Annotated in this window: 10 protein-coding genes; 1 reads left to right on the forward strand and 9 read right to left on the reverse strand. The window is 68.9% G+C overall.

The window, feature by feature from the left end:
* Positions 1-227: 227 nt before the first annotated feature.
* Positions 228-1,043 carry a mycothiol conjugate amidase Mca gene (mca, locus tag ACFXI3_RS23550; protein ID WP_378402124.1) on the reverse strand — a complete coding sequence of 272 codons (816 nt, stop codon included), beginning with the start codon at positions 1,041-1,043 and terminating at the stop codon, positions 228-230.
* Positions 1,040-2,380 (reverse strand): DHA2 family efflux MFS transporter permease subunit, encoded by a 1,341-nt coding sequence (locus ACFXI3_RS23555; protein ID WP_378402126.1) that lies wholly within the window; start codon positions 2,378-2,380, stop codon positions 1,040-1,042. Before ACFXI3_RS23555 ends, mca begins: the two co-directional genes overlap by 4 nt.
* A 101-nt stretch (positions 2,381-2,481) precedes the next feature.
* On the opposite strand from ACFXI3_RS23555, the gene ACFXI3_RS23560 reads away from it, so the two are divergent.
* Positions 2,482-3,084: a TetR/AcrR family transcriptional regulator gene (locus ACFXI3_RS23560; protein WP_378402128.1), complete on the forward strand. Its 603-nt coding sequence runs from the start codon at positions 2,482-2,484 to the stop codon at positions 3,082-3,084.
* Here ACFXI3_RS23560 and ACFXI3_RS23565 read toward each other — a convergent pair.
* The 7 genes from ACFXI3_RS23565 to ACFXI3_RS23595 all read right to left on the reverse strand — a co-directional run bounded on the left by ACFXI3_RS23565 (position 3,081) and on the right by ACFXI3_RS23595 (position 10,539).
* The gene (locus ACFXI3_RS23565; protein ID WP_378402135.1) at positions 3,081-4,187 is read right to left on the reverse strand and encodes a DUF4328 domain-containing protein; all 1,107 of its coding nucleotides are present in this window, start codon (positions 4,185-4,187) and stop codon (positions 3,081-3,083) included. The genes ACFXI3_RS23560 and ACFXI3_RS23565 overlap by 4 nt on opposite strands.
* Before the next feature lie 486 nt (positions 4,188-4,673).
* Entirely contained in the window at positions 4,674-5,030 is a 357-nt protein-coding gene (locus ACFXI3_RS23570) for a rhodanese-like domain-containing protein (RefSeq protein ID WP_344281983.1), read from the reverse strand.
* Positions 5,031-5,074: 44 nt separating this feature from the next.
* Entirely contained in the window at positions 5,075-6,865 is a 1,791-nt protein-coding gene (locus tag ACFXI3_RS23575) for a cation acetate symporter (protein ID WP_378402130.1), read from the reverse strand.
* Positions 6,866-6,935: 70 nt separating this feature from the next.
* Positions 6,936-7,445 carry a hypothetical protein gene (locus tag ACFXI3_RS23580; protein ID WP_344281989.1) on the reverse strand — a complete coding sequence of 170 codons (510 nt, stop codon included), beginning with the start codon at positions 7,443-7,445 and terminating at the stop codon, positions 6,936-6,938.
* A 6-nt stretch (positions 7,446-7,451) separates the two neighbouring features.
* Complete coding sequence (locus ACFXI3_RS23585) at positions 7,452-8,285, reverse strand: LytTR family DNA-binding domain-containing protein (RefSeq protein WP_344281992.1); 834 nt, start codon at positions 8,283-8,285, stop codon at positions 7,452-7,454.
* An 85-nt stretch (positions 8,286-8,370) separates the two neighbouring features.
* On the reverse strand, positions 8,371-9,216 hold the full coding sequence (locus tag ACFXI3_RS23590; RefSeq protein ID WP_378402132.1) for a S49 family peptidase: 846 nt from the start codon (positions 9,214-9,216) through the stop codon (positions 8,371-8,373).
* A gap of 18 nt (positions 9,217-9,234) precedes the next feature.
* Complete coding sequence (locus ACFXI3_RS23595) at positions 9,235-10,539, reverse strand: histidine kinase (protein ID WP_344281998.1); 1,305 nt, start codon at positions 10,537-10,539, stop codon at positions 9,235-9,237.
* Between the last annotated feature and the right edge of the window lie 548 nt (positions 10,540-11,087).

Raw genomic sequence — 11,087 nt, forward strand, 5'->3', positions numbered from 1 at the left:
CCGCACCACCGCACCACCGCACCACCGCACCACCGCACCACCGCACCACCGCACCACCGCACCACCGCACCACCGCACCACCGCACCACCGCACCGAAACGCTCACTCGGCAGCGGCCTCAGCGCAATCCGCGAACGGCACGGCACACCGGGCTCAACATGGCGCACCCGCCGAAACCACTGCCGAGTCCGCGCGGGCAACCGAGCGCCTTCCCCCGAGCGGCGGTCTCAGCGCAACCCTGCGAACAGGTCGTCCTCCAACCCGCCACCGATCTCGACGGGACCATTCGTGCGGGCGAGGTGGTAGTCCTCCCAGGGCCAGGCCTTCCGCTCGATCTCGCGCGAGTGCGCGAAAAACGGGTGCCCCGGATCCATCTGCGTGGCGTGCGCACGCAAGGCGGCATCCCGGGTCGCGAAGTGGTCTTCGCAGCGGATGCGGGTGGTCACGGTGAGCACGTCGGCCGGCGGCAGTTCTTCCAGCACCGGGCACATCATCGATTCTTGGCCAGCGGCGAGGGTCGCCTCGTGCATCGCTTCGAACCACGATCGACTGAGGGTGGCCAGGTAGTAGAGCTTGCGCGGGGTGCCGTCGTCGGATTCGGCGAAGGCGACGGTCGTGACCTCGTGCGTGCGGATGTGGTCGGGGTGTGGATAACCGCCGGTTTCGTCGTAGGTGACCACTACCTGTGGACGAAATTCCCGCATCAAGTCCAGCAACGGCTTTGTCGCTTCGGGCAAGGGGAGCGCGGCGAAGCTTCCAGCGGGAGAAGGTTCCGTCAGGCCTGAGTCCTCGTGGCCCAAGAACGTGTGCCGGATGCCGAGAATCCTTGCTGCGTCAGCCATTTCCCGGCGACGGATCGCGGGCAGATCCCGTCGGACGTCTTCTCGGTCCAAAGTTGGGTTGAGTACATCGCCGCGTTCGCCGCCGGTGCAGGTGGCGACCAGGACGTCGACCCCTTCGGCCGCGTAGCGGGCCAGGGTCGCGGCGCCTTTGCTTGATTCGTCATCCGGATGGGCGTGCACGGCCAAGAGGCGCAGCGTCATGCGCGGGTTCCTTTCGGGAAGAAGAGGGCGGGGATGAAGCTCAGCAGGGAAAGGCCTAGCGCCCAGGTGAACGTGGTACCGAACGCGGCGGCACCAGGCGGTTGCGCATGCAGGACGGCTACCAGCAACGCCGTGCCCAGCGAGCCGCCGATGCGGTTGACGACGTTGATCGCGCTCGCCGCTCGCGGGATTTGGGTGCGTTCCAGCGAGGTGTAGAGCATCGTCATCCCGGGGGTGGCCGTCGCGCCTAGGCCGAACCCACGGATCAGCAGCGAAACTGTCAACAGGGTCGGGCTTGGGGAATCGCCGAGTTGAGTGAAGGCGATCGTGCCCACCAATGACAGTGCGATGCCGGTGAGCATGACTGTTCGCGAGCCGAAGCGGTCCAAAAGTTTTCCGCCTGCGATGAGGACGACGGCTGAGCCTAGAGCTTGTGGCGCTAGCAGGAGTCCGGCGGCGAGGGCGGAGGTGTGCTGGACTTGTTGGTAGTAAAGCGGAAGCAGCAGCATCGAGCTGTACAGCGACGCGCCCAGCAAGAAGGTGCTCGCGCTCGCGACGGTGAAAGCCTTGTGCGCGAACAACTTCAGGTCGAGCAAAGGGGCTTGCGCCCGACGGGCGTGCCAGGCGTAGGCGATCAGCAGCACGGCACCGGCGATGGCGAAGGTGTTGGAGCCTTCGCCTAGGCCGTAGCCGAGTGCGCCGAGTCCTGGCGGGAGAAGCAGGAGGCCGCGGACGTCGAGCGGATCGCGCGTGCCAGCGGGGTTCTCGCGAGGAAGCACCCGCACGGCGAGCAGCAAGGTGGCGACGCCGAACGGGACGACGCCGAAGAACAGCCAGCGCCAGCCAAGATCCTGAACGAGCGCGCCGCCGAGCATCGGGCCCAGCACCGGCGCGACGGTCGCGGGCAGCGTCACGACGCCGATCATCCGGCCCAGCCGAGGACCGGCCGCTTGCGCGAAAATCGCCTGGCCGACCGGTTGCATGAGACCGCCGCCGAGGCCGTGCAGCACGCGGAAGGCGATCAACGCCGGTGCTGACCAGGCGAAACCGCACAGCACCGTGCCCAGCGTGAAGAGCGCGACGGCCGCGATCCACACCTGACGGCCGTCGAACCGGTCGGCGAGCCAGCCGGACAGCGGGATGGTGAGCGAGGCGGCCAGCAGGTACGCACTGGCGACCCACTGCATGGTCGGCAGCGAACTGTCCAGGTCGCGCGCCATCACGCCGATCCCGACCGACACGATCGTCGCGTCCAGGATCGACAGCACCGCGCCCAGGATCAGCACTCCGCCGAGCCTGCGAAGCCCGGAATCGGAGACCGGAAGCCGCGTAGTCATCGAGCCGAGTCACCCCCTTCATTAGGTCGGACCTGAGATTAGGTCGGACCTAATGAATAGGTCAAGCACAATTTTAGGTCGGACCTAGTACACTGGCCGGGGTGAGCCTCAGGGAGCAGAAGAAGCTGGAGACCCGGCAGACGATCTCGGCGGTGGCGACGCGGCTGTTCATCCGGCGCGGGTTCGATCAGGTGACGATCGCCGAGGTCGCGGAGGCGGCGCGGGTCGCCAAGATGACCGTGACGAATCACTTCAGCCGGAAGGAAGACCTGGTCTTCGACATCCGGGTGGACTTCGTGGACTGGCCCGCGGACCTGGTCCGGGCCAATCCCGAGACGCCGGCGCTGGACGCCGTGCGGGACGGGTTCTTCGCCGAACTGGACAAGACGAGCGCGTTGCTCGGGTTCGCGGACGTGTCCTTCGTGCGGATGGTGCGGCAAAGCGAACGCCTCACGTCCGCGCTCCGGGACATGCACGCCGACCGGGAAAACCAGCTCGTCGCCGCGCTGCTCGACCGGCATCCGGACCGCGAAATGCTGTCGCGGACGGCCGGGGCGCACCTCACGTCAGTGCTGCGGCTTCTTCTCGACGACGTCTGGCAGCTGACCTGGCAGGACGTCAAGCCGGACGACCTGGTGGCGCAGATCCGCGACTCGGCGGCGGTCGCGTTCGGCCAGCTGGAACCGGCGCTCGGCGACCTTTAACGCGCGGCGCCGACCGGCCGCGCGGTCCGCAGCTCCGGCTCCGGCGCGCCCTCGATCTTGAGCACGCGGAGGTCGCGCAGCCGTTCCGGGGCGATCGGCGTCAGCAGATGCGAGAACCGCCGGATCACCAGCGCGGTGACGATCGCGAGCGCGGCCGCGGCGAGGTCGGTGAGCGCGACCAGCAGGACGCTGTCCGCCATCGCCTGCACGCCCGGCCGGATGCGCCAGACGATCGTGACGGCCAGCAGAACCCAGTTCGCCAGCCACGTACCCCACCAGCCGAGCACGAGCCGCGAAGGCTTCGGCCGCACGTCACGGGGACGACGGAGGACGGCGTGCTCCAATTCGCTGACCACGGACAACGCGAGCGGCAGGTTCACGACCGGCACCAGCACGCTCACGAGCACCTGCCAGACCGGCCGCGGCGGCGCTTCCCCGGCTTCGTCGGCGGCGGCTTGCCGGGCGACCAGCAGCCACCAGACCGAGAGACCCGCGGGCAGCAGCGAAAAAATCGTGGTGAGCAGCCCGGCGAGCATGACGAACGCGTCGGAGAACCCGACGACGCCGGTGTTCAGCGCGGAATCGCGGCTTTCGACGAGGAGCGCGTACCGCCAGATCTCCGCCACCGCCGCGATCACCGCGAGGACGGCGAACGTCCAGAGGATCGTCGTGAGGCTCCGCGCGAGCACCGGAATCCGGTCGATCGGCCGGATCTCGCCGGACGCGGTGCCGGGCACGTTCGTCGGACGGCGCCAGGTCAGGTTCGGGAAGCCCCATCGCGGCGGGACCGGGTAGGACGGCGGACCGGAGTAGGGCGTCGCGGGCACAGCACGGCGACGGTGGACGGCACTCGGCGGCGGGGAGGCGACCCAGCGCAGTTTGGCCGCCCGCTTCGGCGGGGTCGGCTGCGGCTGCTGCTGAGCCGGCCGATGGATCGCGCCTTGCGGGGCGGCGGTGAACGGGCGGGCGTATCCCGGATGCTGCTGGTACGCCTGCGCCGGGTAGTGCGCGGGGTACTGCGGCGGGTACGGAGTGGCGAACTGCTGGCCGGGATGCGCGGGACCGGCTTGCGGCTGCGCCCAGTGGCCGGGGTACGGAGGCATTCCCGGCTGCACCGGCCCCGCTGCTCCGCCGCTGGCAGGACCGGGCTGCGAGGCCGTGCCCGGCTGCGCGTACCCGGCAGCGCCACCGTGCTGGCTGGGATGCGGCTGCACGCCGGATTGCGGCGGCGGGGCGGGCTGGACGAAGCCAGTTGGCCCGGGAGTCATGCCACCGGGCTGGGCCGGATGCGGCTTGGCACCGGACTGCTCGCGGCCGGTTGGCCCTGCCTCCGCGGCCCCAGCCTGAGCGGGATACGACTGCTCGCCAAACTGCCCGCGGCCAGCCGCCTCCACGCCACCAGCCTGGCCAGGCTCAGCCGAACCAGCCTGCCCGTAAGCCGCCCCCGGAGGACCACCAGCGTCGACCGGCGAAGCAGAATCCGGCCGGAAACCGTCCCCAGCGTCCCCTTCATCCCGGCCGAAGCCCGGCACGAAGGACGCCGGATCCGAGGATTCCGGCGGCTCGGGAACAGACTGGGCAGGCATCCGTCAGAGAACCTCGGGTTCAGCGTCGGGGTGTTCGCTCACCATGCGGCGGCCTTCGCGAGCCCAGGAGCCCATTCCGCCCGCGACGTTGACCGCGTCCCAGCCGCTGGCGTTCAGCCAGGCCGCGGCGCGCGCCGAGCGGCCGCCGGAGCGGCAGATGACGTAGACCGGGTTGTCCTCGGGGAATTCGGCGAGTTCGCCGACTCGCGCGGGCAGTTCGCCGAGCGGGATGTGCACCGCGGCGGGGGCGTGTCCGGCGGCCCACTCGTCGTCCTCGCGGACGTCAAGCAGTGCGACGTCCGCGGGAAGGTCGCGGACTTCGGCGGTCGGAATTTCAGCAGGGCTCACCACAGGTTCCATGCTCCCATGTCATGACGTTGTACGCGTGTGAGGAACGCTAACCGCTACGCCTTGCGGTGCCGTCCCCGGCCGGCACGCAGCTTCTCGTCGGCCTGGCCGAAGCGGGCGACCGCGCGGTCGCGCATCAGGCCGAGCGGGTCGGGGGCGTGCAGGCGCAGCATGATGTCGTTCACCAGTTCCGGGCGGCCGGACCGGGTCAGCCTGCTCACCACGTAGGTCGCCAGGAACGCCGCGGGCACCGAGATCAGCGCGGGCTGCACGGTGAACCACGGCATCTTGTCTCCGGTGTACTCGCACACGATGTTGTACGCCAGCGCGCCGAGCACCAGCCCGCCGCCGACGACCATCCCGGCCAGCGCGCCCGGCCAGCTGAGCTTGCGCCACCAGATGCCGAGCAGCAGCAGCGGGCTGAACGTCGACGCCGCGAGCGCGAAGGTCATCCCGATCGACAGCGAGATGTCCTCGGTGCGGAAGATCAGCGTGAGCACCATCGGACAGATCGCGACCAGCAGTGTCGCGACCCGGAAGTCCTTGACCCGGCCCGGCAGCAGGTCCGTCGACACCACCCCGGCCACGCTCACCAGCAGTCCCGAACAGCTCGACAGGAACGCCGCGAACGCGCCCGCCGCCACCACCGCGGCGAGGATCTGTCCCGGCCAGCCGGGCAACACAGCGGTCGGCAGCAGCAGCACGGCCGCGTCGGTGTTGCCGGTGACCAGCAGTTGCGGCACGTACATCCGCGAGAGCGCGCCCAGCATCGTCGGGAACAGGTAGAACAGCCCGAGCAGCAGCAGCACATGCACGGTGGTGCGGCGCGCGGCCTTGCCGTCGGGGTTGGTGTAGAAGCGGACCAGCACATGCGGCAGGCCCATGGTGCCGAGGAACAGCGCGAAAATCAGCGAGTACGTCTGCAGCAGGTCGCTGATGCCGCTCGACGCCGGGTGCAGCCACGAGTCGTTCGACGTGGGCGCGTCGCTCACGATCGGCACCGGCGTGCCCGCGGCGAATTCCAGCGTCGTGCCCGAGGACACCTTGTGCGGCACGAGCGGCGACCAGCGCGCCATGCCAGCCGCGGGACCGTCGTCGATGCGGCCGTGTGCGTAGAAGAACGTCTCGGTGGTGACCTTCACGGTGACGTCGGTTTGCACCGTCACCTTGGTGTCCGACGGGAACACCGGCGGCGCGGGCGCACCGAGCGCGCGCACGCCGCCCGGGCCGCCGCCGGCGAAGAAAACCATGCACAGCACGAAAGTCGGCACGGCGATCGCGAACAGCTTGAGCCAGTACTGGAACGCCTGCACCACGGTGATCGCGCGCATCCCGCCCAGCATCACGTTCCCCGCCACCAGAACGATGACCACGAGCGCGCCGACCCACGCCGGCAAGGGAACGATCTGCGCGATCGTCAGCCCGGCGCCCTGCAACTGCGGGACCATGTAAAGAATTCCGATGAACACCGCGCCCGCGGTCGCGAACCGGCGCAGGCCGATCGAACCGAGCCGGGCCTCCACGAAGTCCGGCAGCGTGTACGCGCCCGAGCGGCGCAGCGGCGCGGCGACGAACAGCATCAGCGCGAGGTATCCGGCGGTGAAGCCGATCGGGTACCAAGTCGCGTCGGCGCCCTGCTTGAGCACCATGCCCGCGACGCCGAGGAACGACGCCGCCGACAGGTATTCGCCGGAGATCGCCGCGGCGTTGCGGCTGGAGCGCACGGTGCGGCGGGCGACGAGGAAATCGTGCGTGCTGGTGGCACCGCGCGACGAACGGAAGCCAAGGTAGAACGTCGCGAAGGCGACCAGCACCAAGCCGGTCAACGTCCACGGGGTCAGCTGCACGGCGTGAATCCTCGCACGACCACACGGTTTAGCGACGCGCCGCCACCGCGGCGCGCATCCCCCGCGCGGGTCAGTTCTCGATCATGTCGACGAAGTCGCGTTCGTGCCGCTCGGCGAGCCGGTTGTACCAGAGGCCGACGGCGAAGAGGAACGGGAACGGGAGCAGGCCGAGCACGAGCCACGGGATCGGGATGCCGATCACGGTGAACCGCGCGACTGCCGGGAGGAAGTAGAACAGCGCGGGCAGCATCCCGAGCACGACCAGCACGAGCACGGCCAGCCACACCGACGTCCGCAGCTGCACCTTGACCAGGTCGCGGACCAGCAGTTTTCCCCAGCTGGTCTGTTCTTCCAGCTCGACCCGCCCGCGCATCCGCCCGGACGACTGCCGCGAATCGGCGAGCACCACCTTTTCCCGTTTCGGCCGCACGTGCGCGGGTTCGCTGAACCGCGGAGCCGGCTCGGGAGCGGGCGGCACCGGTTCGACCACCGCGCGGTCCTCCGGCCGCACGCCCAGCGTCGGGTCCGGTTTGCGGACTCCGTTCTCGAGCCGGTGGTAAGGGTCTTCGGGCGAGGACATCGACGGCTAGCCGCCCCGGCCGGAACCGACGATGCGGTCCTTCAGGGCCCGGGTGTGCCGCCTGCTGACCGGCAGCACCTTCTCCTCGTTGCCGATCACGACCTGGTAGCCGCCCTGGCCCATCCGCATTTCGGTGATCAGCGGCAGCGCGACCAGGAACGACCGGTGGATCCGCACGAATCCGGCCTTCTCCCAGCGTTCCTCGAGCTGGGCGAGCGGAATCCGGACGAGATGGCTGCCCTCGGTGGTGAACAGCCGCGCGTAGTCGCCCTGGGCCTCGACCCAGCGGACCGACGAACGCGGGATCAGCTTCGTGGTGCCGGCCAGTTCGACCGGGATCACCTCGTCGTCGTTCTTCACCGGCTCGGCGCCGCCCTGGCCGGCGGGCGGGCCCGCGACCGTGGCGAGCTTTTCGCGCACGCGCGCGACCGACCGGTCGAGCCGGTCCTGCTGGAACGGCTTCAGGACGTAGTCGACCGCGCCGAGGTCGAACGCGTTCACCGCTTCCTCGGCGTGCCCGGTGACGAACACCAGTACCGGCGACGGGTTCATCGCCGCGATCACGCGCGACATCTCCATCCCGGACAGGCCGGGCATGTCGATGTCGGCGAACACGGCGTCGACCGTCGGCAGACCGGTTGCCCGCCGGGCAGCCAGTTCCGGGTCGTCGTGCGAGAACAGCCGCAGCGCGTCGGAGGCGTCCGAGGCCTGGAAAACGCGGTGGATGTGCGGGTTGTTCTGGAGTCCGTGGCTGAGTTCGTCCAGCCCGGCCAGCTCGTCGTCCACGGCAAGGACGATGAGTTTCCGGGTGTCGTCGTGAGCACTCACAGTGAGACGCATCCTGCCGATTGCGAGGTGCATTGTCCAGACCCCAGCCGAGAGAGCCGCTTGTGAGTGGCGTACCGGAGTCGCCGCTCACCAGCTGTCACAGCCCGAAACGCGACCAGGCCGCCTTCGTGGTGACCGCGTCCAACAGCGCGCTCGCCGCCGCCGGAGCCCCGATCCCGAGCCGCGCGAGCAGCGGTTTCTTCGGCTCTGCCACGGAAATCTCGGCACCGGGATACCGCTTGGTGACGATCTCGCGCAGCGAACCGAGCCCGTCGACCAGCCCGAGGTCGACGGCTTTTTGGCCGAGCCAGACATCCCCGGTGAACAAATCGGTGGAATCGGTCAGCCGGTCGCCGCGGCGCTCCTTGACCCATTCGACGAACAGTTCGTGGAGCTGGCTGTGCATGTTCTTCAGCCACTCGACGTCCTCGGGCTTCTCCGGGCTGAACGGGTCGAGCCGCGATTTGTTCGCGCCCGCGGTGTGCAGCCTGCGCTCGATGCCGAAGCGTTCGAGCAGCCCGGTGAACCCGAACCCGCCGCTGATGACGCCGATCGAGCCGACCATGGACGTCCGGTGCGCGTAGATCTCGTCGGCCGCGCAGGCGAGCCAGTATCCGCCGGACGCGGCGACGTCCTCGGCGAAGGCGAGGACGGGCACGCCCTTCTCGTCGGCCAGCTGCCGGATCCGCTCCGCGACCAGGCCGGACTGCGTCGGAGCTCCGCCAGGCGAGTTGATCTGCAGCGCGACGGCCTTGAGCCGGTCGTGCGCGAACGCCCTGGTGAGCGCGGATTCGACGGCACCGAGGTTGATCGCGCCGCGGGCCAGCGGCGACGGCGTCGGCGTGATCACGCCGTGCAGCTTCACGACGGCGACCACGTCCTTGCGGTCGCCCCGGTCGCCGAGCACGGGAAGGCGGGAAGTCAGCTTGTCGGTCACGCTCATCTGCCCAGGCTAACCAGTTCAGTGCGCGGGCAGCATTCCCGAACGCGAGCCGTGCACTCCGTCGGGTTCCGGATCCGGCTCGACCGGCGCGGGCGGCTGCTGCGGAACGTCGGCGGAGTAGTCCGGCATGTTCGGCCGCACGCCGAGCTTGAACTTCGGCACCCGCAACGCGACCTTCATCCCAGCACCCGGCGCGGTTTCGACGGTGAGCGCGTAATCCTCGCCGAACACCTGCCGCATCCGCTGGTTGATGTTGCCGAGCCCGACGTGCGCGCCGGTGCGGTGCGCGTTGCGCAAATCGGTGAGCTGACGCGGATCCATGCCGATGCCGTCGTCCTCGACCGTGATCAGCGCTTCGTGCCCGTCGTCCCGCGCGATCACCGTGACGCAGCCGCCGCTCGGCTTGCTGGCCAGGCCGTGTTTGACGGCGTTTTCGACGAGCGGCTGGATGATCAGGAACGGCACCACGACGCTCAGCACCTCGGGCGCGATCTTCATCCGCACCTCGAGCCGACCGCCGAAACGAGCGTTTTCGATGGTCAGGTACCGGTCGATGTTGCGCAGTTCCTCGGCGAGCGTGGTGTACATGCCGGACGTGCGGAACGAATAGCGCGTGAAGTCCGCGAAGTCCTGAAGCAGCTCGCGCGCTTCCTCCGGGTCGGTGCGGATCAGAGCGGAGATCGTGTTGAGCGCGTTGTAGACGAAGTGCGGCGAGATTTGCGCGCGCAGGGCTTTGATTTCCGCCTGCTGCAACTGATTGCGCGACTCTTCCAGCCTCGCGAGCTCAAACTGCGTGCAGACGAATTGGCCCACGGCTTCAGCCATCTGCACCAGCTTGCCGCGCGTGCGCCCGACGACGATCAGCGTCGCCTCAGCCTCGCCCTCAACGAGAATGGGAACGATCGCGGCGGTCTTCATCTTGCAAGTGCCACGGTGATTGCACGGCATCTTGTTGTGATCAGCGACGGCGCGACGATGCTTGCGCAACGCGGTCCCGATGTCCTCGACGACGTCCAGATAGTGATCGGTGGCTTCGCCGGCCCAGGACAGCAGCGTGCCTTCACTGTCCGTGATGCCGACGGCGAGACAGTCGAGCACCTCGAGCAGCTCCGCCGTCATCCGATTGGCGGCCTCCTCGTCGAGCCCCGCCCGCAAATTGGGCGTGGCCTTGGACATCCGGTGGACGGCCTGCAGAACGGCGTCCTGGATGACGCCCTTGGGCCGGCGCGCCCGGAAGGCGAGGGCCAGCACCACGAACACCAGGATGCCGACCAGGACCCACGGGACGACCAGCGCATAGGGGAAGTCGGACACGACGTCCATGCTCTGCGCTCGACCGACCGGGTGCAAGGTCTGCTCCCCACTTTCTGTCCAGTAGCGACGCCGAGAGTGGGCAAACCCTACCGTCACTCCCGGTGAGCGTGAGGATCTTGCGCCGTTCGGGTGGTGGCAGTGGCTGTGAGTCGTCGATAAGTGGGGTGAAGGGACCATTCACGGCTACGGATGGTGAGGGTTGAAGGGTCCCTTCATTGCTTTGCTAGTGCGGATGAGGGTTCTTAGGCGGCACCGCGCTGTGGGCCTTCACGCGTGCGCAAGAGGCACGCGTGCGCAAGAGGAGCGCGCAGAAGGAACCGGCCGTTCGCTTCTCACCACGCTTCCTGGCAGGCCAGGCTCCCGACGAGCCCAGCCAGGTCCGTGAGGGGACCCCTGAGGGAATCAGAGTCCGTGAGGGTTCCCCTCACGCCCCCACGCGCCGCGAGAGAAACGCCGCCCCCAAACCGCCGCATTTGCACCCAACGATCGAGGCACCCAGCCCCTCCCCCGCACCCCGATACGAAGCGTCCCTGCGGTCTGGGGGTGCTTGTCAAGGC

It is taken from the genome of Amycolatopsis sp. NPDC059235 (assembly GCF_042754125.1).
Taxonomy (GTDB): Bacteria; Actinomycetota; Actinomycetes; order Mycobacteriales; family Pseudonocardiaceae; genus Amycolatopsis; species Amycolatopsis albidoflava.

Excerpts from the sequence above, each read along its gene's own strand:
- mca (WP_378402124.1), bottom strand. The coding sequence starts at position 1,043 with ATGACGCTGCGCCTCTTGGCCGTGCACGCCCATCCGGATGACGAATCA.
- ACFXI3_RS23555 (WP_378402126.1), bottom strand. The coding sequence starts at position 2,380 with ATGACTACGCGGCTTCCGGTCTCCGATTCCGGGCTTCGCAGGCTCGGC.
- ACFXI3_RS23565 (WP_378402135.1), bottom strand. The coding sequence starts at position 4,187 with ATGCCTCCGTACCCCGGCCACTGGGCGCAGCCGCAAGCCGGTCCCGCG.
- ACFXI3_RS23570 (WP_344281983.1), bottom strand. The coding sequence starts at position 5,030 with ATGGAACCTGTGGTGAGCCCTGCTGAAATTCCGACCGCCGAAGTCCGC.
- ACFXI3_RS23580 (WP_344281989.1), bottom strand. The coding sequence starts at position 7,445 with ATGTCCTCGCCCGAAGACCCTTACCACCGGCTCGAGAACGGAGTCCGC.
- ACFXI3_RS23585 (WP_344281992.1), bottom strand. The coding sequence starts at position 8,285 with ATGCGTCTCACTGTGAGTGCTCACGACGACACCCGGAAACTCATCGTC.
- ACFXI3_RS23590 (WP_378402132.1), bottom strand. The coding sequence starts at position 9,216 with ATGAGCGTGACCGACAAGCTGACTTCCCGCCTTCCCGTGCTCGGCGAC.
- ACFXI3_RS23595 (WP_344281998.1), bottom strand. The coding sequence starts at position 10,539 with ATGGACGTCGTGTCCGACTTCCCCTATGCGCTGGTCGTCCCGTGGGTC.